This is a genomic window from Variovorax sp. UC122_21, assembly GCF_044056785.1.
Classification (GTDB): Bacteria; Pseudomonadota; Gammaproteobacteria; order Burkholderiales; family Burkholderiaceae_C; genus Variovorax.
Map to the genome: position 1 here is coordinate 593,266 of NZ_CP172003.1, position 25,485 is coordinate 618,750.

Annotated in this window: 23 protein-coding genes and 2 pseudogenes; 5 read left to right on the top strand and 20 right to left on the bottom strand. The window is 70.4% G+C overall.

Going from position 1 to position 25,485, the window contains the following annotated elements:
• Positions 1-4: 4 nt before the first annotated feature.
• The 12 genes and pseudogenes from ACHMXE_RS03075 to ACHMXE_RS03130 form a co-directional block, all read right to left on the bottom strand.
• Positions 5-988: a quinone oxidoreductase family protein gene (locus ACHMXE_RS03075; protein ID WP_395346768.1), complete on the bottom strand. Its 984-nt coding sequence runs from the start codon at positions 986-988 to the stop codon at positions 5-7.
• A complete protein-coding gene (locus tag ACHMXE_RS03080) occupies positions 978-1,628 on the bottom strand; it encodes a class I adenylate-forming enzyme family protein (RefSeq protein ID WP_395346769.1) in 651 nt (216 codons plus the stop codon). Before ACHMXE_RS03080 ends, ACHMXE_RS03075 begins: the two co-directional genes overlap by 11 nt.
• 79 nt (positions 1,629-1,707) lie before the next feature.
• Positions 1,708-2,610, bottom strand: a pseudogene (locus tag ACHMXE_RS03085) (AMP-binding protein); the annotation flags it as partial.
• Positions 2,588-3,301 (bottom strand): SDR family NAD(P)-dependent oxidoreductase, encoded by a 714-nt coding sequence (locus ACHMXE_RS03090; RefSeq protein WP_395346770.1) that lies wholly within the window; start codon positions 3,299-3,301, stop codon positions 2,588-2,590. The pseudogene ACHMXE_RS03085 and the gene ACHMXE_RS03090, both read right to left, overlap by 23 nt.
• Positions 3,298-4,425 (bottom strand): glycerol dehydrogenase, encoded by a 1,128-nt coding sequence (locus ACHMXE_RS03095; RefSeq protein WP_395346771.1) that lies wholly within the window; start codon positions 4,423-4,425, stop codon positions 3,298-3,300. The genes ACHMXE_RS03090 and ACHMXE_RS03095 overlap by 4 nt, the downstream gene beginning before the upstream one ends.
• On the bottom strand, positions 4,422-5,411 hold the full coding sequence (locus tag ACHMXE_RS03100; protein WP_395346772.1) for a transketolase family protein: 990 nt from the start codon (positions 5,409-5,411) through the stop codon (positions 4,422-4,424). Before ACHMXE_RS03100 ends, ACHMXE_RS03095 begins: the two co-directional genes overlap by 4 nt.
• Positions 5,404-6,222 carry a transketolase gene (locus ACHMXE_RS03105; protein ID WP_395346773.1) on the bottom strand — a complete coding sequence of 273 codons (819 nt, stop codon included), beginning with the start codon at positions 6,220-6,222 and terminating at the stop codon, positions 5,404-5,406. Before ACHMXE_RS03105 ends, ACHMXE_RS03100 begins: the two co-directional genes overlap by 8 nt.
• Before the next feature lie 56 nt (positions 6,223-6,278).
• Positions 6,279-6,995: an ABC transporter ATP-binding protein gene (locus tag ACHMXE_RS03110; RefSeq protein ID WP_209539948.1), complete on the bottom strand. Its 717-nt coding sequence runs from the start codon at positions 6,993-6,995 to the stop codon at positions 6,279-6,281.
• The gene (locus ACHMXE_RS03115) at positions 6,976-7,722 is read right to left on the bottom strand and encodes an ABC transporter ATP-binding protein (protein ID WP_203206819.1); all 747 of its coding nucleotides are present in this window, start codon (positions 7,720-7,722) and stop codon (positions 6,976-6,978) included. The genes ACHMXE_RS03110 and ACHMXE_RS03115 overlap by 20 nt, the downstream gene beginning before the upstream one ends.
• Positions 7,719-8,525 carry a branched-chain amino acid ABC transporter permease gene (locus ACHMXE_RS03120; RefSeq protein WP_395346775.1) on the bottom strand — a complete coding sequence of 269 codons (807 nt, stop codon included), beginning with the start codon at positions 8,523-8,525 and terminating at the stop codon, positions 7,719-7,721. The genes ACHMXE_RS03115 and ACHMXE_RS03120 overlap by 4 nt, the downstream gene beginning before the upstream one ends.
• Positions 8,526-8,757: 232 nt before the next feature.
• Positions 8,758-9,651, bottom strand: a complete 894-nt coding sequence (locus ACHMXE_RS03125) for a branched-chain amino acid ABC transporter permease (protein ID WP_395346776.1) — start codon at positions 9,649-9,651, stop codon at positions 8,758-8,760.
• A gap of 92 nt (positions 9,652-9,743) precedes the next feature.
• A complete protein-coding gene (locus ACHMXE_RS03130) occupies positions 9,744-10,967 on the bottom strand; it encodes an ABC transporter substrate-binding protein (protein WP_395346778.1) in 1,224 nt (407 codons plus the stop codon).
• Between the two features lie 188 nt (positions 10,968-11,155).
• Between ACHMXE_RS03130 and ACHMXE_RS03135 the strand changes: the two genes are divergently transcribed.
• Entirely contained in the window at positions 11,156-11,599 is a 444-nt protein-coding gene (locus tag ACHMXE_RS03135) for a PaaI family thioesterase (RefSeq protein WP_395346780.1), read from the top strand.
• A 19-nt stretch (positions 11,600-11,618) separates the two neighbouring features.
• Here ACHMXE_RS03135 and ACHMXE_RS03140 read toward each other — a convergent pair whose 3' ends face one another.
• Together ACHMXE_RS03140 and ACHMXE_RS03145 are read right to left on the bottom strand one after the other, a co-directional pair.
• Positions 11,619-13,133, bottom strand: a complete 1,515-nt coding sequence (locus tag ACHMXE_RS03140; protein ID WP_395346781.1) for a tripartite tricarboxylate transporter permease — start codon at positions 13,131-13,133, stop codon at positions 11,619-11,621.
• A gap of 11 nt (positions 13,134-13,144) precedes the next feature.
• The gene (locus tag ACHMXE_RS03145; protein WP_203206814.1) at positions 13,145-13,633 is read right to left on the bottom strand and encodes a tripartite tricarboxylate transporter TctB family protein; all 489 of its coding nucleotides are present in this window, start codon (positions 13,631-13,633) and stop codon (positions 13,145-13,147) included.
• A gap of 237 nt (positions 13,634-13,870) precedes the next feature.
• On the opposite strand from ACHMXE_RS03145, the gene ACHMXE_RS03150 reads away from it, so the two are divergent.
• Positions 13,871-14,287, top strand: coding sequence for a MarR family winged helix-turn-helix transcriptional regulator (locus ACHMXE_RS03150; protein WP_203206813.1), 417 nt, complete (start codon positions 13,871-13,873; stop codon positions 14,285-14,287).
• Positions 14,288-14,351: 64 nt separating this feature from the next.
• On the opposite strand, the gene ACHMXE_RS03155 is transcribed toward ACHMXE_RS03150, so the two are convergent.
• The 6 genes and pseudogenes from ACHMXE_RS03155 to ACHMXE_RS03180 form a co-directional block, all read right to left on the bottom strand.
• Positions 14,352-17,684 (bottom strand): hypothetical protein, encoded by a 3,333-nt coding sequence (locus ACHMXE_RS03155; RefSeq protein WP_395346783.1) that lies wholly within the window; start codon positions 17,682-17,684, stop codon positions 14,352-14,354.
• Positions 17,685-18,033: 349 nt separating this feature from the next.
• A complete protein-coding gene (locus ACHMXE_RS03160) occupies positions 18,034-18,783 on the bottom strand; it encodes an ATP-binding protein (RefSeq protein ID WP_395346784.1) in 750 nt (249 codons plus the stop codon).
• A 259-nt stretch (positions 18,784-19,042) separates the two neighbouring features.
• A pseudogene (locus ACHMXE_RS03165) lies at positions 19,043-19,381 on the bottom strand (histidine kinase dimerization/phospho-acceptor domain-containing protein); the annotation flags it as partial.
• On the bottom strand, positions 19,381-19,872 hold the full coding sequence (locus ACHMXE_RS03170) for a hypothetical protein (RefSeq protein WP_395346786.1): 492 nt from the start codon (positions 19,870-19,872) through the stop codon (positions 19,381-19,383). The pseudogene ACHMXE_RS03165 and the gene ACHMXE_RS03170, both read right to left, overlap by 1 nt.
• Before the next feature lie 3 nt (positions 19,873-19,875).
• Positions 19,876-20,514 (bottom strand): response regulator transcription factor, encoded by a 639-nt coding sequence (locus ACHMXE_RS03175; RefSeq protein WP_395346788.1) that lies wholly within the window; start codon positions 20,512-20,514, stop codon positions 19,876-19,878.
• 119 nt (positions 20,515-20,633) lie between these two features.
• On the bottom strand, positions 20,634-21,842 hold the full coding sequence (locus ACHMXE_RS03180) for an ABC transporter substrate-binding protein (protein ID WP_395346789.1): 1,209 nt from the start codon (positions 21,840-21,842) through the stop codon (positions 20,634-20,636).
• A gap of 203 nt (positions 21,843-22,045) precedes the next feature.
• Between ACHMXE_RS03180 and ACHMXE_RS03185 the strand changes: the two genes are divergently transcribed.
• Genes ACHMXE_RS03185 through ACHMXE_RS03195 form a run of 3 tightly spaced genes read left to right on the top strand, consistent with a single transcriptional unit; the run spans position 22,046 to position 25,469 of the window.
• Positions 22,046-23,263, top strand: a complete 1,218-nt coding sequence (locus tag ACHMXE_RS03185) for a cytochrome P450 (RefSeq protein WP_395346790.1) — start codon at positions 22,046-22,048, stop codon at positions 23,261-23,263.
• Positions 23,260-24,480, top strand: a complete 1,221-nt coding sequence (locus ACHMXE_RS03190) for a CaiB/BaiF CoA transferase family protein (protein ID WP_395346791.1) — start codon at positions 23,260-23,262, stop codon at positions 24,478-24,480. Before ACHMXE_RS03185 ends, ACHMXE_RS03190 begins: the two co-directional genes overlap by 4 nt.
• Complete coding sequence (locus ACHMXE_RS03195; protein ID WP_395346793.1) at positions 24,477-25,469, top strand: NADPH:quinone reductase; 993 nt, start codon at positions 24,477-24,479, stop codon at positions 25,467-25,469. The genes ACHMXE_RS03190 and ACHMXE_RS03195 overlap by 4 nt, the downstream gene beginning before the upstream one ends.
• The last annotated feature ends 16 nt before the right edge of the window (positions 25,470-25,485 follow it).

Below are 25,485 nucleotides of genomic sequence, written 5' to 3' on the forward strand. Positions count from 1 at the left end.
GGGTTCAAGGCAGCAGCACCAGCGAGCCGGTGGTGCCGCGCGACTGCAGCGCCTCGTGCGCCTGCGCCGCCTGTCGCAGCGCAAAGCGCCCGCCGATGTGCACCTTTAGGGCGCCGTCGGCCACCAGGCCGAACAGCTCGTCGGCCGCAGCCTGCAGGTCGGGATGCGTGCGCACATAGGCGAACACGCCCGGCACTGCCACGCTGATCGAACGCGCGGGCCCGAGATCGGCCAGGGCCACGCTGGGCAGGCCCTCTGCCACCTGGCCGAGGTTGACGACCTGGCCGAATGGCTTGACCACGCGCAGGCAGTCTTGAAAGACCGTGCCGCCGAGGCCTTCGAACACCGCATCGACACCGGCGCCATCGGTGAGCGCGCGCACCGCCTCCACGAAGGGCTGCTCGCTGCCCACGATGACGGCATCGCAACCCTGGCGTCGCGCCTGCTCGGCCTTCGCCGCAGAACCGACCACGCCGATCACGCGGCAGTCCAGCCGGTTGGCCCACTGCGTGAGCAGCGAACCCAGGCCGCCCGCGGCGGCATGCACCAGCACCGTCTGGCCGGGCTGCGGCCGCGTCACCTTGCGCAGCAGCATGTGGGCGGTGAGCCCCTGGAGCGTGACGGCTGCCGCCTGCTCGTCGCTCACGCCGTCGGGCACGCGCAGCACGTGCCGCGCCGGAAGGTTGCGCAGCGTGGCGTAGCTGCCCACCGGTGGGCATGCGTACGACACGCGCATGCCCGGCGCGAGATGGGCCACGCCCTCGCCCACGGCCACCACGCGGCCGGCGGCCTCCACGCCCAGCCCGCCGGGCAGTGCCGGCAGCGGGAACACGCCGCGGCGGTGGTAGGTGTCGAGGTAATTGATGCCGATGGCGCTCTGGCTGATCTGCACCTCGCCGGGTGCCGGCGGCGGCACCTCGATCGGTTCGCACACCATGGCTTCCGGTCCGCCGTAGGCATGGATTCGAATCGCGTAGTCAGTCGACATGGGCATGGGCTTTCGTGGCGGCGAGCAATTGCTCGCGCAGTTCGCGTTTCAGGATCTTTCCCATCGGGTTCTTGGGCAGGGCTTCGAGCACATGCCACTGGCGTGGCGTGGCGAAATCGGCCAGCAGACCGGCGCAGTGCGCGCGCAGCGCCGCCGTGTCGAGCGCCACGCCGGGCCGGGCCACCACGCAGGCCGCGATGTCCTCGCCCAGGCCCGCATGCGGCACCGCGACGACGGCGGCCTCGGCCACTCCGGCGAAGCGGTAGATCGCCTCCTCGACCGCGGCCGAGGCGATCTTCAGGCCGCCGCGGTTGATGATGTCCTTCTTGCGGTCGACGAAGTGCAGGTGGCCCTCGTCGTCGATGCGGCCGATATCGCCGGTGCGCACCCAGCCGTCGACGAAGGCTTCGGCCGTGGCCTGGGGGTTGCGCCAGTAGCCCAGCGCGGCCGAGGGGCCGGAGAACACGATCTCGCCGCTCTCGCCCGCCGCCGCCGGTCGGCCATCCTCGCCGATCACGCGCACCGCGCAGCCGGGCTGCGCCACGCCGATGCAGCCGGCCTTGCGCGGCAGGAACCACGGTGCGAGCACCGTGCCGGCCGGGCCGGTCTCGGTCATGCCCCAGATGTGGACCTGGTCCACCCACGGCAGGTGGCGGCGGGAACTTGGCGATGACCTCGGCCGGCATGGCCGCGCCGCCGTAGCCGAGCCGGCGCACGCGCGAGAGGTCGTAGGCCGCGTTGGGGTACTCGTCGATCATGAAGTTCAGCGGCGAGGTCACGCCGTGGTAGACGGTCGTGCCCTCGGTCTCGATCAGCCGCAGCCGGCCCGCGTTGTCGAGCACGCTGGGCTCCAGCACCGCGCCGGCGCCGCTGACCCAGGCCGCCATGCAAGCCATGTTGAGCACCGAGCTGGTGTAGATCGGCCAGGCGCCCTGGTAAGTGTCCTGGTCGGTGAGGCCGACCGCGCCGGCGATCGCGTGACCGCAGTAGAGCTGGCTGCGGTGGCAGTGCGTGACGGCCTTCGAGCGCGCCGTGGTGCCCGAGGTGAACAGCAGAACGCTGGGGTCTTCGGGGCGCGCCACGTCGGGCAGGGCCGCGGCATGGAACTCGGTCTCCGGTTCGGGCCAGGTGTCGGCGGCCGCGGCCGGACCGTCCAGCAGCAGCACCCGCGCGGCGGAGTACAGCGCGCGCACGCGCGCGGCCTCCGCCTGCATGCAGACGACGAAGGCCGGCTCCACCAGCGCCAATGCGTGGCGCAGTTCCTCGTCGGAGGCGCGCACGTTCAGCGGCGAGACGATGGCCCCGAGCCGCCAGCATCCCAGGGCCGTCAACACGGCCTCGCGCACTGCCTGGTTGGAGACGAACAAAGCAACGCGCTCGCCGGTCTTCAGGCCGCGCGACGACAGGCCGCGCGCCATCGCTTCCATGCGGATCACCAGTTGGGCGTAGCTCAGACGGTCGCGGTGGCCGCGATGGCTGTGGGCCGACAACGCCAGCTTGAAGGGTGCCTGGGCGGCGCGGCGCCTTAACAGCGCAGGCACGGTCAGGCCGTGCAGTTCGCCATAGCGGTTCAGTTCATCGGCAGGTTGCACGTCCACCTCACGCAATGCTGTAGCCGCCATCGACCGGCAGGGTCACGCCGGTGATGTAGCCGGCATCGTCCGATGCGAGGAAAGCCGCCGCCTTGCCGATATCGCTCGGCTGGCCCCGATGGCCCGCCGGCAAGCGCTTCAGGATCGGGCCGGCGCGCTCGGGATCGCTGAAGGCATTGACCGACATGCGTGTGTCGATCCAGCCGGGCGCGATGGCATTCACGCGCACGCCCTGCGCCGCGTAGGCGACCGCCAGCGCACGCGTCAACGCCTCGACCGCTCCCTTGCTGGCCGAATAGCCCGGGTTGCGGCCCGAGCCGAAGCGGCTCCACATCGACGCGAAGTTCAGGATGCTGCCGCCGGCCGCGGCCAGTGCGGGGCGCAGCAGCGTGCACGCCAGCTGGGTGCCGTGCAGGTTCACGTCGATCACGCGCCGGAAGCCTTCCACCGTGTGTTCGCGTTCGTCGTGCAGGATGATGCCGGCCGCGTTGGCCAGCAGGTGCAGGCGCGGCGTGCGCCGTGCCACCGCGCCCAGCGCCTCGGCATCGGTGATGTCCATGCGCTCGAACTCGATGCCCGAGCCCTCCAGGCCGGGTTCGGTGTCGAGGCCGAGCGCCAGCACGCGCCAGTGGCGTCGGCGCAGCTCGAGGCCGGTGGCCAGACCCAGGCCGGTGCCGCCGCCAGTGATGATGGCAAGGCGATCGTCTTGCGCGTGTGTCATGCGTTCTCCAGGGATTGCGAATGGGGCCGGTCCGCCAGCGCTTCGAGCCCGCGCATGGCGGCCACGAAGTCCGGCGCGCTCAGCGGCCGCTCGAAGTGCTTCAGGTGCGGCGCGGTCATCGCACCGTCGGCGATCACCTGCAGCACATCGTCGGTCGCGCCGACCCCGAAGCCCTGCAGGCAGGTCGCCAATCCGACCTCGCGGTGAAAGGCCAGCTGCTGCCGCATGAAGTCCTGCGGTCGGCGCTCGAGCATGAACTGCACCAGCAGTCCGTAGCCGACCTGCTGGCCATGCAGCGTCGCGGCTATCCGCGGCACGCGCGTCAGGCCGCGCGTCATCGAATGCGCGATCGACAGGCCGCTGTTCTCGAACGCGAGGCCCGCCAGCAGCACCAGCGCTTCCGTCAGATTCTCGAAGTGCATGTCGGGCGAACCGGCCTCCAGCGCGGCCAGCCCCGGCACGGCGTGCTCGCGGATGGCCCGCTCGCAGGCGATGGACAGCTGCGCCGCGGCCAGCGTGTTGCGCCCGCCGAACAGGTTCAGGCCATGAGCCCGGCGCGCCTGCTCGCCCTCGTACAACTTGCACAGCGCATCGCCGATGCCGGAGACCAGCAACGCACGCGGCGCACGCACCAGCACCTCGGTGTCCACGATCACGGCGTCGGGATTGCGCGGCAGGTGTTCGACCGATTCCATCCGATGCTGATCGTCGTAGTACACGAAGGACTCGCTGCAAGGCCCATCGTTGGACGCGGAGGTCGGCAGCACGATCAATCGCGCACCGAGCTCGCGCGACACCGCCTTGCCGGCATCCACGCCCTTGCCCCCGCCGGCTGCCAGCACCACATCCGGGGTGTCGGCGCTTCGTGCCTGCTGCACCAGTCCCCGCACCATGGCGCGCGTGACATCGCCGCGCACTTCAAGCCAGGGAACGGCCATGTCCCGTACCCCGCAGGCCGCATCAACGGCCGGGCGCAGCAGGTCGGCCACGATGGCATCGCACACCAGCACGGGCCGACCTCCCAAGCGGCTGACGACATCGCCCACCAGTCCCAAGGCACCCGGGCCCTGGTAGTAGCGATGCGCCGCGCCGAATGCACGGATGGCCTGCGGATTCGCGCTCATCCCAGCCATGCCGTCACGCGTTCGACGATGCGCGCCTTGCTGAGGCCGTACTTGTCCAGCAGATAGGCGTGCGAGCCACACTCGGTGAACTGATCGGGAATCGCGATCTTCAGCAACGGGCGGTGCTGGCCCGCCTCGTACAACGCGTCGATCACGAGCGAAGCCAGGCCGCCGCTGGCGACATGGTTCTCGCAGACCACCAGGCGTTTGACGGAGGCGGCGAACTCGACCAGGCCGGCCGCGTCGAAGGGCTTGATCGATGCGGTGTGGAACAACGAACTGGCGATGCCGCTCGCCGCGAGCTCGCGCTGCGCATCGATGACGCGCTCGGTCATCGATCCGGTGGAGACGAAGCCCACATCGCTGCCGCCGACCACCACGTGGCCCTTGCCGATGCGCACGCGATGCGTCGCGGGATCGAACACCACAGGCACGTTGGCGCGCAGCAGGCGGCTGTAGACGGTGCCGGGGATGTCCACCGCCATCTCGGCGATCTGCGCCATCTCGGTCGCGTCGCATGGATCCAGCACCGTCATGTTCGGGATCGATCGCATCAACGCGAGGTCCTCGTTGGCCTGGTGCGTGCCGCCGTAGCCGGACGCCAGGCCGGGGTTGCCGGCGAACATCTTCACGTTCTCGTCGCTGTGCGCGCAGGCGATTGCGAGGAAGTCGTAGGCGCGCCGCGTGGCGAAGGTGCCGTAGGTCGTGCAGTAGGCGACCTTGCCGGTCTTCGACAGCCCGGCCGCGGCCATGACCAGCGCCTGTTCGGCCATGCCGACGTTGAAGAAGCGCTGCGGGTACTTGTGGCGGAAGTCGTGGACGTCGGTGTACTTGCCGAGGTCGGCCGTCAGCACCACGAGTTCGGGATGCCGCTCGGCGGCCTTCAGGGTGCCGATGGCGAACGGCGCGAACTGCGCGGGACGGCCGACCACGGCCTCCGACTCGCTCATGGCGAGCGTGCGCGATGGGGCAAGGGTCTCAGGCATTCTCGATCTCCAGTTCACGTGCGACGTCGTCCCATTCGTCGGCGTCGATGCGCACGAAGTGCGCGCGGTCGCGTTGTTCGATGCGGCGGATGCCGCGGCCGGGGCGGGTGCGCATCACGACGGCTTTGGGTTTGCCCTCGCAGAGCCGCGCCCAGGCCAGGGCCTCCAGCAGTTGCGCGAGATCGTTGCCGTCGATCTCCCGCACGGCCCAGCCGAACGCGGCGAAGCGGCCCGCGACGGGCTCGATGTTCACGACCATGGGACCATCGGCCTGGATACCGTTGCAGTCGATCCAGGCGACCAGCCTGTCCAGTCCGAAGCTGGCGGCAGCGGTGGCTGCTTCCCAGGTCGAGCCTTCCTGCAGTTCGCCGTCGGACAGCTCGACATGGATGGCCGACTGATGGCCGTCCAGCCGGTAGCCCAGCGCGGCGCCGGTGGCGATGCCCAGGCCGTGGCCCAGCGAGCCACCGGTCATCTCCACACCGGGCACGTGTCCCTCCATCGTGCTCATCTCCAACGGGCTGCCATCGGCACCGTAGCTGGGCAGGGTCGCCGCATCGATGAGACCGGCCTCGGCCAGCACGGCCCACATCGCGATCGAGTAGTGGCCGGTGGAAAGGTAGAAGCGCTTGCGGTCGGCGCGCTTGAAATCCAGGTCGTCCGCGCTGAACTCGTGGAAGTAGAGCGCGGCCAGGAAGTCGGCGATACCCAGGCCCTGGCCCAGGTAGCCCTGGCCCTTGCCGCGTGCCTGCACGACCATCTTTCGGCGCAGCGCCAGGGCCGTGGCCCGCAGCCTCTGCACATCGGCCACCCCGTTCGGCGGGTTCGATCTCGCGTTCATGAAATGTGTGCTCCTTGCGTGGTGGTTCAAATGCCGAGGTAGGTGGCGCGCAGGTGGCCGTCGGCCAGCAGTTCCCGGCCGCTGCCCGACAGGGCGATGCGGCCGTTCTCCAGCACATGGCCGTGGTCCGCCATCTGCAGCACCTTGAAGACGTTCTGTTCGATCACGAGCACCGTGACGCCCAGGTCGCGGATGCGCCGGATCGACTCGAAGAGCCGGTCGACCATGATGGGCGCCAGGCCCAGCGAGGGCTCGTCCAGCGCCAGCAGCCGTGGCTTGGCCATCAGCGCGCGGCCGACCGCCACCATCTGCTGCTGGCCGCCCGACAGCGTGTTGGCCGCGAGCTTCTGGCGCTCTTCCAGGATCGGGAACAGCGCGAAGACCTCCTTCAGCGTCTGGTCGCGGACCTCGCGCGCACGTGCGTTGTGGGCGCCGATCAGCAGGTTCTCGCGGATCGACATGCCGCCGAACAACTGCTTGCCTTCGGGCGACTGCACGAAGCCCTGCCTCACCACCTCGTAGGGGGCCAGGCCATGCAGCGGCGTTCCCTCGAGGCTGATCTCGCCGGCCTGCGGCTTGATCAGGCCGGAGATGGTGCGAAGCAGCGTGGTCTTGCCGGCGCCGTTGGCACCGATCAACGCGACGAGCTGGCCCGGAGCGATGGACAGGTCCAGCCCGCGCAGCACCGACACGTCGCCATAGCCGGCCACGAGGCCCCGGATCTCAAGCGCCGGCGTCGACATAGTCTTCTCCAAAGTAGGCCTTGAGCACCGCGTCCTGGCGCACCACATCGGCCGGCAGGCCATCGGCGATCAGTTCGCCCAGGTTCATCACGATCACGCGGTCGGACAGGCCCATGATCACTTTCATGACGTGTTCGATGATCAGCACCGTGACCCCGCGGTCGCGCACCTTCTTGATCAGCTCCACCATCACCATGGCTTCCTGCGGCGTCGCGCCGGCCACGACCTCGTCCATCAGCAGCAGGCTGGGTTCGGTCGACAGCGCACGGCCCAGCTCGACCTTGCGCCGCTCGAAGGCGGTGAGGTTGTCGGCATCAGTCGAAGCCAGGGCCGACATGCCGAGGAAGTCCAGCAGTTCGTCGGCCTTGCTCAGGCTGCGCGCGCGGTCGCGCGTCTTGACCAGGCTGCCCACGACGAGGTTCTCGCGCGCCGTCATGCCGCCGAAGGGCTTGGACAGCTGGAAGGTGCGCGCCAGCCCCGCGGCACAGACGTCCCAGGGCTTGCGGCCGCTGATCCTTCGTCCGTCGAGCTCGATCTCGCCCTCGTCCACGCCGACGAAGCCGGCGATCATGTTGAAGGCCGTGGTCTTGCCGGCGCCGTTCGGGCCCAGCAGTCCCAGGATCTCGCCGCGCCGCAACTCGAAGGACAGGCCCTTCACGGCCTGCACGCCGCCGTAGCGCTTGGAAATGCCGCGCACCGAAAGCAGGATCTCGGAACCCGTGCTCATCGCGTGCTCCTGCCGCGCAGCAGCCAGGCCCCCAGCCGCTTGATCGGATCCCACAGGCCCTTGGGCAGGTACAGCACGGCCAGGATCAGGACCAGCCCGTAGATCACGAGGTGCAGCCCGATGAACTGGCCGCCGAGGTAGCCGCGCGTCACCTCGGCGAGCGGCGCGAGGAACGCGGCGCCCACCAGCGGTCCGAACACCGTGCCCTGGCCGCCGATGATGGCCATCAGCGCCATGTCGATGGACAGCTCGGTGCCCATGTTCCGCTCCGGGTTGATGAAGCGGATGAACTGCGCGTAGAAGCTGCCGCCGAGTGCCGTCATGAACGCGCTCAGTGCATACGCGCTCAGCGTGTAGCGGGTGGGATTGATGCCCAGAGATTCGGCGGCATCGCGATCGCCGCGGATGGCCTTCAGGCACACGCCGAGCCGGCTGCGTTCCATCAGCCACGTCATGGCCGTGATCACCACCACCAGCACGAGGATGATGTAGTAGTACGGCACCTTGCTCTCGAACTGGAAGAGGCTCCAGTCGGTGCCGACCAGGGGAACGCGCAGGCCTTCGGCGCCCTTGAGCGAGATGCCCATCACCAGGTCGGTGTTCTCGACCCAGATGCGCACGATCTCGGCCACGGCGATGGTCGTCAATGCGAAGTACGGCCCGCGCAGGCGCATGGTCGGGTAGCCGATGACCACGGCCAGGAGCGCCGCCAGGGCACCGCCGACGAGCATCCCGATCCACGGTGACAGGCCGAGGCCGGTGAGCAGCAGCACCGAGCAATAACCGCCCACCCCGCTGAACACGGAGTGGCCGAACGAGATCTGCCCACGTAGCCGCACATCAGGTTCCAGGCGCTGGCCAGGTAGGCGAAGTACAGCACCATGATGGCGCTGTGCAGGAAGAACTCGTCGTGCACGGCCAGCGGCAGTGCGAACCCGGCGAGCAGCAACCCCGCCAGGGCGAACTTGGCGACATGGACGCCACGGGCCGCGGCAGGGCGAACCGAGCCTGCGAGCGCGGAGGGAATGGCGGACATCAGACGCCTCCCTTCTTGCCCATCAGCCCTTGTGGGCGCAGCAGCAGGATCACGATGAACAGGCCCAGCGAGAAGATCGCGGCCGTGGGCGTGGCGACGAACTGCGAGGCCACCGATTCGAAGAGGCCGATCACGACGCCGCCGACCAGCGAACCGGCAATGCTGCCGATGCCGCCGAGCACCACGACGATGAAGCTCTTGATGCCGAAGGCCAGCCCGACCTGCGGCGTCACCGGGATGAAGGGCGCGATCAGACAACCCATCACGGCCACGGTGGCACAGCCGAGACCGAAGGTCAGGTTGTAGATGCGGGCCACGTCGATGCCCGACATGGCGGCTGCGTCGCGGTTCGAGGCCGTGGCACGCACGGCCCGGCCCAGGTCGGTACGGCCCAGCCACAGCGACAGACCCAGCGCCATCAACAGCGGCAGGACGGCGGACACCAGGCGCAGTGTGTTGATCGGGAACTCGCCGAGCATGATCGTCTGCACGGCGATGCCGGAGCTGGCGGAGCGAACGTTGGGCCCGAAAGCCATCAGCGCCAGGTTGTCGATCAGGATGTAGACGCCGGCCGTGAGCAGCAGCGCGCTGATGGGCTCGACCACCAGGGCACGCTCGCGCCGCACCAGCGGTGCGATCACCAGCGCCTGCACCGCATAGCCCAGCGCGAACATGGCGGGCGCCGCCACGGCGATGCTCAGGTAGGGATCGAGCCCCAGGCGCTGCTGCAACCAGAAGGCCGTATACATCGCCAGCATCAGGAACGAGCCGTGCGCGAAATTGACGATGCGCATCACGCCGAAGATCAGGCTCAGGCCGAGGGCGATGCCGCCCAGCATCGCGCCGACCAGGATGCCGTTGATGGCGGCATAGCCAAGTACAAACCAGTCCATGGGGAGACCTCAGGAGATGTCAAACGAACTTCTCCGCGCACGCGCTCCCCGCCCGGTCGCGCGTCAGGGAGGCGTGCAGGAGAACGAGGGGCTCAGTTGTTCGCGCGCTGCGCCCAGCCCGGAACGGGCCAGACGGGCTTGGTGCCGGCCGCCCGGTTGGCCAGCGGCCACACCGTGCGGCGCTTGCCGTCGATGTTCTCGGAGATGACGCCGTGTGCGAAGGTGTTCTGGCCCTGCTCGTCGAACTTGATGCGCTGGTAGCCCGGGAACAGCGCCGGCCCCGCCTGGATGTCCGTCGCGGACAGCGCATCGCGCAGCGCCTGGCGCTCGGCGCTCTTGCCGCGCTCGAGTGCATCGGCGATCACGTAGACGGCCGACACGCCCTGCGAGACGTAGGCGCTCATGCCGTAGCCGAGCAGTTCGCGCGTGCGCTTGTCCGCCGCGTGCAGCAACGGATCCTTGTTCACTTCGAGCGCGTCGACCTGCCAGTCCTCCTGCACGAAGTAGTAGGCTACCGACTTCGGTGCCACCGTCGCGTAGAAGCTCGGGTCCTCGGTGCCGCCCCCTGCCGAATGCACGCCGAAGGGAAGGTCCAGTCGCTGTTCGGCCAGTTGCCGCGTGAAGAGCAACTGGTCGGGCGTGTACAGCGCGAGGATCAGTGCGTCGGGCTTGGCGGCGCGGATCTTCAGCAGTTGCGAGGTGAAGTCGACCTGGTTCGGCGGCGCGGGCTCATCGAGCACGATCTCCAACCCGTACGAAGCCGCCATCTTGCGCACGTTGGCGACGTGCGAACGGCCCCAGTCGCCACCCTCGTAGAACAGAGCCACGCGCTTGACCGACTTGCCGGTTTCCTTCGCGAGGAGCGCCATGGCCTCGAGCTGCTCCCGCGCGTCGTAGGTGGCCTTGTTGTTGATGCGGAACACGTACTTGAAGTTGCGCTCGGTGATCTCGTCCTTGACCGCGCCCACTGCAACCCAGGGCGTCTTGTTGCGCTCGGCCAGCTCGGTGGCGGGGAAGGTGACGGCGCTGTTGAACGCGCCGCACAGCACCGCGACGTTCTCGCGCTGGATCAGCCGCTCGGTCTCGGAGACGCCGACGTCGGCCTTCGATTGCGAATCGCCGAAGAGGGCCTGCAGCTTGGCCCCGCCCAGCGACTTGATGCCACCCGCCGCATTGACTTGCTCTACCGCCGCGATGACGCCGGCGCGCGTCTGGTTGCCCACGGCGGCCGAGCCGCCGCTGAGCGGGAGCACGCAACCCAACTTGACCGTGGTCTGAGCCACGGCGGTTCCGACCAGGCCGAGGCCCAGTGCCATCGCCATCAGCCATTGGCGACGGCCCGTCGAATGTCTTGAAAGTCCACGCATTGCTTGTCTCCGCTTTTTGTTGATCGCGTGCAGAGTGTGGACATCCGGCCAGACATCACCGGCCGAAAAGCGGTGCATCGTTCACTATGTGAACATGTCAGAAACCCTGAGTCGTCGGCGACGCGGGCGATCGCACCATGGCGCCCATGCACATCGACGCCACGGTTCCCCAGGGCTTCCTCCCTTCCGACCTGGACGAGGGATTTCTCGTCCACGTGGGCCCGCTCTACATGCGGCCGCTGAGCGACGACTCGCGCGAATTCGTGCTGGCGCTGCGCGCCGGCGCGCAGCATGCGAACCGCTATGGCGTCGTGCATGGCGGCCTGCTGGCCACGCAGGCGGATACGGCCATTGGCGCCAACCTCGCGCGCACGGGCGCCAGCCCCGCGGTCGACACCACGCTGACCGTCAACCTGACGCTGAACTACATCGCGGGGGCGCAGGTCGGCGACTGGATCGAAGCGCGCGTGAGGCTCGTCAAGGCACACGGGCGTGTTCGCTTCGGCGAGTGCGACGTGGTCTGCGGCCAGAAGCTGCTGGTGCAGGCCAGCGCTTCGTTCTATGTGCCGGCGCCGCGCTGACGCCAGGCGCCCGGCGCACTCACCCCTCCTCGACGAACGCCTCCTCCCGCTTCGAGCGCACCGCGGGCGACAGCACGATCACCAGCAGCAGCGCCGCGCCGATCAGCAGCCCGGCGGAGATCGGCCGTGTCGCGAACACGCTCCAGTCGCCGCGCGACAGCAGCAGCGCGCGGCGCAGGTTCTCCTCCATCATCGGCCCGAGGATCAGGCCCAGCAGCAGCGGCGCGGGCTCGCAGCCCAGCTTCAGGAAGGCGTAGCCGACGATGCCGAAGAAGCCCACCATCCAGACGTCGAAGGTGTTGTTGTTGGTCGAGTACACGCCGATGGCGCAGAACAGCACGATGGCCGGGAACAGCCAGCGGTAGGGGATCGACAGCAGCTTGATCCAGATGCCGATCATCGGGAGGTTCAGCACGATCAGCATCAGGTTGCCGATCCACATCGAGGCGATCAGGCCCCAGAACAGCTCGGGGTTGCTGGTCATCACCTGCGGGCCGGGCTGGATGTTGTGGATGGTCATCGCACCGACCATCAGCGCCATGACCGGATTGCCCGGGATGCCGAGCGTCAGCAGCGGGATGAACGAGGTCTGGGCACCGGCGTTGTTGGCCGACTCGGGACCGGCCACGCCGCGGATGTTGCCCTTGCCGAACGGGACCTCGCCCGGCTTGAGGCTGAGCTTCTTCTCGAGCGTGTAGGAGGCGAAGGCCGACAGCAGCGAACCGCCGCCGGGCAGGATGCCCAGCGAGCAGCCGAGCGCCGTGCCGCGCAGCACGGCCGGGATCATGTGGCGGAAGTCCTCCTTCGTGGGCATGAGGCCCTGCAGCTTCGCCGTGAAGACCTGGCGCTCCTCCTCGGGCTGCGAGAGGTTCGCGATGATCTCGCCATAGCCGAAGATGCCCATCGCGATGGCGATGAAGCTGATGCCGTCGGTGAGCTCGGGAATGTCGAAGCTGAAGCGCGCCACGCCCGAGTTCACGTCGGTGCCGACCAACCCGAGCAGCAGGCCCAGCATGATCATGCAGATGGCCTTGATGAGCGAACCCGAGGCCAGCACCACGGCGCCGATCAGGCCCAGCACCATCAGCGAGAAATATTCGGCCGGGCCGAACTTGAAGGCCAGCTCGGTCAGCGGCGGCGCGAAGGCGGCGAGGATCAACGTGCCCACGCAGCCGGCGAAGAACGAGCCCAGGCCCGCCGCGGCGAGCGCGGGCCCGCCCCGGCCCTGCCTCGCCATCTGATGGCCGTCGATCACGGTCACCACCGAGGATGACTCCCCTGGCAGGTTCACGAGGATGGCGGTGGTCGAGCCGCCGTACTGCGAGCCGTAGTAGATGCCCGCCAGCATGATGAGCGCGGCCACGGGTGGCAGCGCGTAGGTGGCGGGCAGCAGCATCGCGATCGTCGCGACCGGGCCGATGCCGGGCAGCACGCCGATCAGCGTGCCGAGCAGGCAGCCGATGAAGGCATAGACGAGGTTCTGCAGCGTGAACGCCGCCGCGAAGCCGAGGGAGAGGTTGTCGATCAGGTCCACGTCGCTCGTCCTCAGCCGCTGATGAAGGTGGGCCAGACCTGGAACTGCAGGCTCAGGCCGACGATGAAGGTCAGGTAGCTGCCGATCGCGAGGATGGTCCCGAGGATCAAGGCCGTGCGGATCGAGAAGCGCGGCCCCGCGATGCTCGCGATGGCGACCAGCGCGTAGATCGCGACGATCAAACCCATGGCCGGCACGCTCCAGGTCGGCAGGCCGCCCAGCAGCACGCCGAACACCAGGTTGGCACCGATGATCAGCAAGAGCGGCTTCCAGGCGATGCGCCCGACGCGCTCGCCGTCCGGAGTGCCGAAGCGCAGCGATCCCGCCAGCACGACCGCGCCGCCGATCGCGAGCAGGATGCCCAGCATCAACGGGAAGTAGCCGGGCCCCATGCGCGCCCCGCTGCCGATGGTGTAGTTGGTGGCGCCGATCGCGAACGCCGCGCCGACGCAGATGAACATGGCTCCAGACAGAAAGTCCTTCTGGCTCTTGATCTTCATGGGTTTGGAGGAGGAGGCAACGCCGCGACCGACCGCGCCGATGGACGCGGGCAGGCGAAGCGGGGGTGGGTGACAACGAACGCAGGGCGCCCGCGCGAAAAAATCGATCGCGGACCCATGGTCAGCTTCCGATCAGTTCCATCATGCTATGACATGTTTTATGTCACAACATGAGTAATTACCCTCTGGGCCTCCGGACCGGCTGATACATTCCCCTTTCCTCCGCCGCTCCCGCCCATGTCGACGTCCTCCAGCCCGCTCCAGAAGCAACGCTTCGAAGCCCTCTCCGATTTCCGCTACACGCTGCGCAGCTTCCTGCGCTTCAGCGAGGACGCCGCGCGCGAGGAAGGCATCACCGCGCTGCAGTACCAGCTGCTGCTCCACACGCAAGGCTTCCCGGGCCGCGACTGGGCCTCGATCGGCGAGCTGGCCGAGCGCCTGCAGGCGCAGCCGCACGGCGTGGTGGCGCTGGTGTCGCGCTGCGAGGAAGCGGGCCTGGTCGTGCGCAAGCCCAGCGCCGTCGACCGGCGCCAGGTGGAGGTGCACCTGCTGCCCGCGGGCCGCAGGAAGCTCGCGCGGCTCGCGACCGAGCACGCCGGGCAGCTCGCGACCCTGGCCGAGGTGGTGCGGCTCGCGAGCAGCCTGCGCGACTGAGCCGCGTCATCTTGTAACGGCCGGCATCGTGCGCGAGCCGGTCGTTAAAATCCGCGACTTTTGTTCAATCCCCTCCTTCGCATCCACCATGCTCCTTCGCTTCCCCGCACGCGCCGCCCTCCTCCTGTGTTCCCTGCTCGCCACCGCCGCCGTCCAGGCGGATCCGGCCGACGGGATCGAGATGGCGGAACGCTATGCGGGTGCCGAGCACTGCATGGAGCAGATCGTCGGCAAGCGCTGGGAGATGCGCTATGGCGTGGAGCTCACGCGCAACCAGTGGGGCGCGCTCGAGCCCACGGGCCGTTCGATGGACAGCGCGCCGCAGGCGATCCGCATGGCCGACATGAGCTGCCGGCGCGAGCTCAGCATCGAGCGCCAGCCACGGCCCTGAGTCGGTCGCCCTGCCCTCAAGGCAGGTAGACGGACCAGCCGGCCTGCGTGCCCTGCCCGCCCGGCGCGTGCGACCACAGCAGCATGGCGCGCGGTGAATCGGGCGCCAGCCAGGCGACCGGCGCGAAATGCTCGCCGAGGCTCGAGGCGGCGATCTGCGTGACCGCGCCCATGCGAGCGTGTCGGACCGGAACTGCCGCGCATGGATCCTGAGCCCCACGCCCGTGCCGTTGCCCAGCACGTTCTCGGTGTAGGCCCAGCTCAGCAGCGCATCGCCGCGCGCGTTCATGCGCAGGTCGAAGCTGCTCATGTCGACGAAGCCGTTGCTGCCCGCGGCGCGCGGGTCCAGCTGCTGCGGCGCGCTCCAGGCCTGGGTCGCGGCCGAGAAGCGGCTGCCGTGGATCGGCGCGTTGTTCATCGGCAGGTTGGCCCCCGCGCAGGTGCCGCAGGGCCACGCGAGGATCGCGTTGCCTGCATCGTCGGCCACCAGCTTCGGCGCGCCGTGGGCCCCGAGGCGGCCGGCCGTGACGAAGCCGTGCGGCGTCCAGCGCGTATCGGCCGGGCCGAGGCTGTAGACGTCGATCTCCTGTCCCTGGCCGTTGCTGTCCACGGGCACGGCCTGCCAGGCGCGGCCGGTGCCGTCGAGCGCGAACGCGGGGTAGTCGGCCGCATTGGGCCCGGGACCGGACCAGAGCGTCCATTGCTCGGTGGACAACGCATAGCGCGCGGCGCGCACCGTGCCGTCGAGGTGATGCCAGAAGGCCATGGCGTCGCCGCGCGAGTTCACCGCGAGCTGCAGCGGCATGCGATAGGTATCGCGCTCGAGCGACGCGATCGAGCTGCCGAGCGTGCTCGCCGCTTCGAGCAGGCCGTCGGACAGCCGCAGCCGGCGCACCCGCACCGTGCTGCCCAGGCTGTCGTGCGTGCTGGACCACGCGATCAGCGCCTGGCCGCCCGAGCGCTGCACGCGCGCCTGCTGCCAGGGGAACAGGCCCATGCGCACGCTCTCGCCGAGATCGGCGCCGTCGTCGAGCCGCCGCGCGGCGCTCCAGGCCGTGCCGCCGTGATGGCGCATCCACAGGCGCGGCATGCCGTTGATGATCTCGACCCAGACGGCCACGGCACGGCCCTGGTCGTCGGTGGCGATGCCCACGGGCGCCGCCTGCGCGGCCTCGGCGACCGCCGCGATCGGCTCGGCCGGATCCCAGGCGCCGGACGCCGCGCGGTAGCGCGTGGCCCAGACGTTGCGCCCGCCGTCGCTCAGCAGGGCCCAGGCATCGCCGTTGCCGTAGCCCTGCAGGGCGGCGTCGCCGTAGTTCCAAGGCGATGCATCGAAGGGCGCGCGGATCGTCGCGCCCGGGCTCCAGCCCTGGCCGCTCGGCGGTGCGGTCACGGTGAGCGTGACCGCCGCGGCGTTGGCATTGCCCGCGCTGTTGCTCACCGCGAGGTCGAGGCTGCTGCCGCTCCAGGCCGCCGGCACGTTGCCGAGCACCAGCGTGGCGCTGCCCGCGCCGCTCACGGTGGCCGGGCTGCCGTTGCAGCTGACGGCCTGCGCGCCGTCGGCCAGCGGCGTGCCGTTGCGGCGCCACCGATGCTGGAGCGGCGCGGTGCCGCTCGCGGTGGCGCTCAGGGTCACGCTGGCGCAGGCCACGATCGACAGCCCCGGCGCCGCCGAGATCGCACCCACGGTGGGCGCCTGCGCGGCCGAGGCCACGCGCAGCACGGCCTCGCTCGACACCGCGCGCCCGCCGCTGTTGGTCGCCACCGCATAGAAGCGCGCGCCATCGTCGGACAGCTGCGTGGCCGGCGTGGTGTAGGTCGCGCCGGTGCCCACCTGCTGGTCGCCGACGGCGGCCTTGCGGAACCATGCGAAGGTCGGCGCGGGCCGGCCGCTGGCGGTGGCGGTGAACGAGGCCGTCTGCCCCGCGACCACCGAGAGGTCTTGCGGCGCCTGCACGATGGCGGGCGCGATCGGCCCGGTGTAGTCGAGCCGCACCACGTTCGAATCGATGCAGTTCAGCGTGAGGCCGCGCGCGTTGCAGACCTGGGCCCTGATCAGCGCGCCATGGTCGGCCGCCTGCACGTTCGCCACCGAGAAGCTGGTGCCGGTGCCGACGTTGCGCCAGGTCGCGCCCGCGTCGTCGCTGCGCTGCCACTGCACGAACAGGCTGTCGGGCGCCGTCGCCGCCACGCTGAAGCTCGCCGCCTGGCCGGCGCCCGCCGTTGCATCCGCGGGCTGGCGCGTGATGACCGGTGCCGCCACCGGCACCGGAATCGCCACCTTCACGGCGGCCACGCCAAAGGGATGGGGCCAGCCGTCGTAGGCGAAGGCCACGTTGGGCGGATAGCCGCTGCGCAAGGTGCAGCTCCAGTCCGCGTACAGGCCGCCGGTGCCGTTGAAGCCGTGGTCGAAAGCCACCGGCACGTCGACGCTGCCCGGACCGGCCAGCACGCGGCTGGCGATGAAGCTGCGCGTGCCGCGGCCGTCGTGCCGCATCAGCCGCAGCGTGATCGGGCCTTCGCACCAGGTGCGGTTGGTGCCGGGCTGGTAGGCGATGGCATTCACCTGCAGGCGCGCGGTGCGCGTGCCCGCCTGGTCGATCAGCTTGTACTGCGGCTGGCCCGGCACGGCCTGCGCGGGCAGCAGCGTGTAGCTGCCGAGCAGCGCGCCGCCGAACCACGGTTGGCCGTCGGTGCACTTGTATTCGCAGGCCGCCAGGCCCCACGAGAAATGCGTGCTGAGGAAGCGCACCGCGTTGCCGTCGCGCTTCACCTCGTCGGCCGGCAGGCCGATCCACGGCTCGCCGGGCTGGCTCAGCAGCACGGGCGGACTGCGGTCCGCGGGCAGGCCCGATGCATCGATCGGCAGCCGGATCTCCACCGGCAGGTCGAACTGCTGCCCGTGCGGCGTGAAGGCATAGACGGCCGACAGCCGCTGCGCCTCGGCCGGCATGCCGGGCGCGCCGCTGCCGTCGCGCGCGATGCGCAAGGTGACGCGCTCGCGCAAGGCGCCCGGGTGGCACGGTGACGCGCACGCCGTCGGGGCCTTCGACCACGCCGCCCTCGGCGCCGAGCGTGGCGCTGCCTTCGGCCGGGGCCGGTGTCGGCGGGACCACCGGCAGGCCGACGCCACCCCCGCCGCCGCCCCCACCGCAGGCCGCGAGCAGCAAGGCGAGGCCGAGCGCGGTGGCGAAACGGGCGACGCCGCGCCGCGATCGGCGTGCCGGCAGGATGGGATGCATGTGCTTCTCCTCGTGCAATGGGTGGACCGCGCCCGAAGGCGCCACCCGCAGAAGTTAGAAGCAAGCCGCGCCGGGCAGTGAGTGAAGAAGGTCATGTGGCGGCGGCCTATGCCTTCAGGCAGAGGCCGCCGCCGCGGCTCGGCCGATGGCGCGATCGATCACCAGCGCCGTCACCAGGTGCCGGGCCTCCACGGGCTTGAACAGCACCGGAAGGCCGCTGGCCTGCAGCGCCTGCAGCCGCAGCGGGTCGGTCTCGCCCGTGACCATCAGCACGTGCAGGCCGCCGTCGGCCGCGCGCAGGCGCTGCGCGGCCGCGAGGCCATCCTCGCCGTCGCGCAGCCGCCAGTCGCACAGCGCGGCCTCGAACGGCGCGCCGCCCTCTTGCGCCTCGCGCAGGGCCGCCAGGGCGGCCGCCTCGGTGTCCACGCTCGCGGCCTGCACGCCGAAGGCGCGCAGCGCCTCGACCATCGCCGCGCGCGCGTCGGCATCGTCGTCGAGCACCAGCACGCGCCGCGCGAGTTCGCCCCGGCGCAGCGGCGGCAACACGGTCTGCCAGGGCTGCGCGGCCGCCGCGGCGACGGCCTCCACCGGCGGCGCCTCGGCCGCGGGCAGCACCAGCCGGAAGCAGGTGCCGCGCCCCTCGCGCGTGCGCAGCACCAGCGGATGCGCGAGCAGCGCCGCGATGCGCTGCACGATCGACAGCCCGACGCCGAGGCCGCGCGAGCGGTCGCGCCCGGCATTGCCGGCCTGGTAGAACTCGTCGAACACGCGCGCGCGATGCTGCTCGGCGATGCCGATGCCGGTGTCGCGCACCTCGAGCCACACCGCGTCGCCGCGCGCCCGGGGCGCGCACCACCACGCCACCGCGCTCGGTGTACTTGAGCGCGTTGTCCACCAGGTTGCCCAGCAGGCGCTGCAGCAGCTGCGCATCGCTGCGCACCCACAGCGGGCTGGAGCGCACGCGCAGCTCCAGCTCGCGCTGGTTGGCGCGCGGCTCGAACAGGTCGAACACGCGCTCGAGCAGGCCCTGCAGCGGCAACGGCCGCAGCTCGGTGCGGACCACGCCCGCGTCGAGCTGCGAGATGTCGAGCATCGCGTCGAGCGAGCTGTCGAGCGTGCGCACCGCGCCCATCAGCCGGCGCGCATTGGCCTGCGCGGGATGGCCGCCCAGCTCGTGCTCGAGCGCGGCGCCGAACAGGCTGATGGCATGCAGCGGCTGGCGCAGGTCGTGGCTGGCGGCCGCGAGGAAGCGCGTCTTGGCGGCGCTCAGTTCGCGCGCGCGGTCGCGCTCCTCGCGCGCCACGTTCGACAGGTGCAGGTTGGCGTCGACCATCTCCATCAGCGCATGCAGGGTGCGCGCGCGGTCGCGCACGCCGGCCAGCAGCAGGAAGTAGGCGAGCCAGGGGCCGAAGCCGATCAGCACGTCGATCGGCGTGCCGCGCAGGAACCAGCCCAGCGACATCAACAGCGTGGGCGGCAGCGGAAGAGGCTCGCGAAGGCGCGCGTGGAACCGGCCACCCCGTCGGCGCCCACCGAGAGCACCAGGATCAGGATCGCCGAGACCGCCAGCGGCGCGAAGTCGTCGCCCGGCGCCATGAACACGAAGGGCAGGATCGCGCCATTGAGCAGCCCACCCGCGAGGAAGCCGCGCAGCAGCACCGGCAGCGCGGCCGCGCGCGCGGGAGGGCCCAGGCGCTCGATCCGGCGTCCCTGGCGGCAGCGCAGGAAGGTGACGACGGCCAGCGCCGCGAGCCAGCACGGCAGCGACAGCCGCAGCCCGTGGCGCCAGCCGATCACCGCCACCAGCACGAAGCCGGCATAGGAATAGGGCAGGCGCCGCAGGTAGGCCAGCACCTGGTCGGCCTGCCGCTCGCGCACGCGCGCCTCGACGCGGGCCTGCCGCGCCGGATCGGCGGCAGGCAGCCCGAGCGTATCCAGCCCGTCGTCGCCCACCGCTCAGCCCTGTGCGCCGAGCCGGCTGATGAGCTGCGAGCGCGAGCGCATGCCGAAGCGCAGCAGCAGGCTGGTGACGTGGTTCTTCACCGTGCCCTCGCCGAGCGACATCGCCTCGGCGATCTCGCGGTTCGACATGCCCTCGAGCACGTGCCGCAGCACCTGCTGCTGGCGCAGCCCCAGGGCCTGACCCGGCGCCGTCGCGGGATCGGCCGCATCGGCTGCATCGGCCGGCGGCGGCACGCCGTCCTCGCGCCAGCGGCGCAGGAAGTGCGCGAGCTCCTGCAGGTCGCCGCCCTTCTGCAGCCACGCCACCGCGCCCATCGCGAGCGCCGCCTGCACCTGGGCCGGTTGCCGGCTGCCCGAGAGCATGGCGATGGTGGCGTCGGGAAAGCGGGCCTGGAAATCGACCAGCCCCGACAGGCCCTGCGTGTCGGGCAGCGCGAGGTCGAGCAGCACCAGGCCGATGGCGCCGCGGTGCCGCTCGTAGAGCGCCATCGCCTCGGCCAGCGTGCTGGCTTCCAGCGCCTCCATGCCCTCGCCGGTGTAGGCGCCATGCGCCTGCGTCAGCGCGCGAAAGCCCAGGCGCACCAGCGCATGGTCGTCGACCAGCAGGACGGCGGCTCGGGCGGAGGTGGACATGGCGGCGGGCCCGCGGGACAAGGGGGCCTCATCGTAGAGGCTGGCGTGCGCTTCGCCAAGCAAGCCCCGGCATGACCTTCGTCATGCCCGCGGCCGCGAGCCGCGCGAGCCGCGTGCGTTCAGCGCTCGATGGTGATCAGTTCCGTCATCGGCTTCCACGACTTGCCATCGAACTGCGCGAGCCGTGCCTGCCGGATCGGGTAGTAGTCGTCGGCGCGGAAGTTGATCTTCATGCCGGGCAGCAGCATGCCGAGCTCGATGTCCTTGAGCCCCTGCACCTGCTTGAGGAAGTTCTCGCGCGTGAGGTTGTCGCCGCAGCGTTCGAGCACCAGGGCCGTGAGCTGCGCGCCCATGTAGGTGTAGACCGAGGTGGTGTCGCCCGGATCGTCATTGGGCAGGTACTTCTTGAAGAAGGCCAGGTACTCCTGCATCGCCTTGTCGTTGTTCCAGGTCGGGTCCGATGGCGTCTTGAACCAGTAGCTCGACACCAGCCCCACCGAGTTGTCGAGGCCGGCCGGCGTCAGCACGCCGCTGATCGAGCTCGACACGTAGGGCACGATGTAGAACGGCTTCCAGCCGATCGCCGCGGCCTTGCGGATCGCCTGCGCCTGTGCCTTGTTCGAGGTGAAGGCCACCAGCACCTCGGCGCCCGAGGCCTGCAGCTGCAGGATCTGCGAGTCGACGGTCGGGTCGCTCATCTCCTGGCTCACCTCCTTCACGATGTTCGACTGCTTCGCGCCCAGCGCCTTGCGGAAGCCGCGCATGTACGACTTGCCCACGTCGTCGTTCTGGTAGAGCACGCCGATCTTCGCGTTGGGCTTGGACTCGACGAGGTACTTGCCGTAGATCGAGCCCTCGATGTCGTAGGCGAAAGAGAAGGGCACGGTCCACGGCGTGGTGGCCGAATCGTGCAGGTTCGGGCTCGAGGCATAGAAGAACACCTGCGGCACCTTCTTGCCGTTGAGGTACTTCTGCACCGAGGTCTGCGAGGCCGTGCCCATGGAGTTGACCAGCGCCAGCACCTGGTCGGACTCGACCAGCTTGCGCGTGCCCTCCACGGTCTTGGGCGGGCTGTAGGCATCGTCGACCGACAGCAGGTTGATCTTGCGTCCGTTGACCCCGCCCCTGGTCTCGTTGAGCATCTTGAAGTAGGCCACCGACATGCGGCCCACCATCGAATAGGCCGAGCCGGGACCGCTGTAGGCCACGGTCTGGCCGAGCTTGATCTCGGTGTCGCTGGCACCGGGGCCGTAGATCTTCTGGGCCTGTGCCGTCGCCGCGGTCGCGAAGGCGGTGCAGGCCACGAGGGCTAGCAGGGAAGCGCGCATGTGTGTGTCTCCTGGTTCCGGGGATGGTCGTTCTTCGAGCCGGCGCGAGTACATCAAGCGGCGCGCGCGGCGTCTGTCCCCTTGCCGGGGACGCAAGCGCGCGACGGGCCCGCGATGGGCCCGCGCCGTCCCCGTCAAGGGGACTGACGCGCGGCGGACGGCCATCGAGACTCGATGCATTCCCCCACGCCAGGAGCCCCTGCATGACCACCACCGCCGAACCCGTCGCGCTGCGCGACGCGCCCGTGCTGGACATCGACCCGTACGCGATCGAGGTGCTGCTCGATCCCTATCCGTTCCACGAGGCGCTGCGCGAAGCCGGTCCCGTGGCCTTCATCGCGCCGCACGGCATCTATGCCGTGGGCCGCCATGCGGAGGCCAAGACCGTGCTGGCCGACCATGCACGCTTCACCAACGCGGGCGGCATCGGCATCCAGGACATCCGCAAGCCCGGCGAGTTCCGCATCCCGAGCCGGCTGCTCGAGGCCGACCCGCCCGACCACACGAAGATCCGCTCGGTGGTCACGCGGCTGCTGTCGCCGCTGGTGATCCGGCGCTGGAAGGAAGGCTTCGAGCGCAAGGCCGAGTCGCTGGTCGAACGACTGCTGGACCAGCGCGAGTTCGATGGCGTGGAGGACTGCGCCGAGCGCTTCGTGCTCGAGGCCTTCCCGGCCGCGGTGGGCGTGCGGCTGCCGCGCACCGAGACCCTGGCCATCGGCGAGATGCGCTTCAACCAGAGCGGCCCGCGCAACGCGCTCTACGAGCGCGCGATGCAGGCCGCGCAGCCCTACCTCGCGTGGTTCGAGGAGAGCGTGTCGCGCCAGGGCGTGATTCCCGACTCGATCGCCGAGCTGCTGTTCCGCGCCGAGGACGCGGGCGAGCTCGACGAAGGCATCGCCTCGAACGTGGTGCGCAGCTTCGTGGGCGGCGGCACCGACTCGACCATCGCCGGCATCGGCTTCACGCTGCACCAGCTCGCGAAGAACCCGGCGCAGTGGCAGCGCGTGCGCGGCGAGCCGGCCAAGGTCAAGGCCGCGTTCGAGGAAGGCATCCGCCACGAGACGCCGTTCCAGGTCACCTACCGCACCACGCGCGGCGAGACCGAGCTCTCGGGCGTGCGCCTGGCCGCCGACACCAAGATCGGCGTGTTCATGGGCGCGGCCAACCGCGACCCGCGCCAGTTCCCCGAGCCCGAGCGCTTCGACGTCGACCGCCCCGCGCTCGCGGGCAGCCACGTCGCGCTGGGCAACGGCATCCATGCCTGCATCGGCCAGATGCTCGCGCGCCAGGAATCGGAAGCGCTGATCGGCGCGCTGAGCCGCCGCGTGGCGCGCATGGAACTCACGGCGCCGGCCAGCTACCGGCCGATCAACCAGATGCGCACGCTCGACCGGCTGCCGATGCGCATCGTGCCGGCATGACGACGACGAGCGAAGCGCGCGGTCCGCTCGCGGGCCTCAAGGTGCTCGAGATGGGCCAGCTGATCGCGGGCCCCTTCGCCGCCAAGACGCTCGGCGACTTCGGTGCCGAGGTCATCAAGATCGAGCCACCCGGCGCCGGCGATCCGCTGCGCAAGTGGCGGCTGCTGAAGGACGGCACCTCGGTCTGGTGGCAGGTGCAGTCGCGCAACAAGCGCTCGATCGCGCTCGACCTCAAGGACAGCGAGGCGCAGGCCATCGTGCGCCGGCTCGCCGCCGAATCGGACGTGCTGATCGAGAACTTCCGTCCCGGCGCGCTCGAGGGCTGGGGGCTGGGCCCCGAGGCGCTGCTCGAGGCCAACCCGCGGCTGATCGTGCTGCGCGTGAGCGGCTACGGCCAGACCGGCCCCTACCGCGACCGCCCCGGTTTCGGCGTGGTGGCCGAGGCCATGGGTGGGCTGCGCCATCTCACGGCCGAACCCGGCCGGGTGCCGGTGCGCGTGGGCATCTCGCTGGGCGACACGCTGGCCGCGCTGCATGGCGTGATCGGCATCCTGATGGCGCTGCAGGAGCGCCAGCGCTCGGGCCGCGGCCAGGTGATCGACGTGGCGCTCTACGAGGCGGTGTTCAACTGCATGGAAAGCCTGCTGCCCGAGTACAGCGCCTTCGGCGCGGTGCGCGGCGCGGCCGGCAGCGCCCTGCCCGGCATCGCGCCGAGCAATGCCTACCTCTGCGGCGACGGCGGCTATGCGCTGATCGCGGGCAATGGCGACAGCATCTTCCGCCGGCTCATGGCCACGATCGAGCGACCCGATCTCGCGGCCGATCCGGCGCTGGCCGACAACGCCGGCCGCGTGGCGCGCGTGGCGGAACTCGATGCCGCCATCGGCGCCTGGACCGCGCAGCGCGACGTGGCCGAGGTGCTCGCGCGGCTCGACGAGGCCTCGGTGCCGGCCGGCCGCATCTACTCGGTGGCCGACATCGCGGCCGATCCGCACTACCTCGCGCGCGGCATGCTGCAGACCATCGACACCGGCGACGGCGATGCGCTGCAGGTGCCGGGCATCGTGCCCAAGCTCTCGCGCACGCCCGGTGCGCAGCGGCGCAACGCACCGCGCCTCGGGCAGGACACCGACGCGGTGCTCGCCGAGATCGGCCTCACGCCCGCGCAGATCGCCGAGCTCAAGCGGCGCGGCGTCGTCGCGGGCAGCGAGGCATGAGCACCATGCGCGCCGCCTTCTACACGCGCCAGGGCGAAGCGGCCGAGGTGATCCGCGTCGGCGAGCAGCCGCGGCCCGAGCCCGGCCCGGGCGAGGTGCGGGTGCGGCTTCGCACCTCGGGCGTGAACCCCTCCGACTGGAAGATGCGGCGCGGCGGCGGTGGCCGCGCGCTGGTGGCGCCGCTGATCGTTCCGCACAGCGACGGCGCCGGCGTGATCGACGCGGTGGGCGATGGCGTGCCCGCCGCGCGCATCGGCGAGCGCGTGTGGACCTGGAACGCCCAATGGCGGCGCGCCTTCGGCACCGCGGCCGACTTCGTCGCGCTGCCGTCGGCGCAGGCCGTGCCGTTGCCGGCCGCGCTGGGCTTCGCCGAGGGCGCCTGCCTGGGCATTCCGGCCTTCACCGCGCTGCACGCCGTGCGCCTGGCCGACTGCGGCCCCGGCCAGCGCGTGCTGGTGGCCGGCGGCGCGGGATCGGTGGGCCACTACGCGATCCAGTTCGCGAAGCTGCGCGGCGCCGAGGTCATCGCCAGCGTGAGTTCGGCGCGCAAGGCCGCGCACGCCATCGCGGCCGGTGCCGACCATGTCGTCGACTACCGCGAGCAGGACCTCGGCGACGGCGTGCAGGCCCTCACGGGCGGCGCGGGCGTGGACCGCGTGATCGAGGTCGATCTCGCGCGCAACGCGGCGCACTACCCGAAGTTGCTGAAGCCCGGCGCGCGCGTCGTGGTCTACGGCACGACCGGCCTCGATGCCGTGCTGCCGGCCGTGACGCTGATGCAGAAGAGCGCCGCGCTGAGCTTCTTCACCATCTACGAGATCGCGCCGGGCGAGCGCGAGGCATGCCTGCGCGAACTGCTGCCGCTGCTCGAGGACGACCTGCTGCTGCACACCATCGGCCAGCTGCTGCCGCTCGAGGAGATCGTGCGCGCGCACGAGCTGGTGGAGCGCGGCGAGGTCCTCGGCAACGTCGTGCTCGGCATCGACTGACGCCCTTCCATCCCAT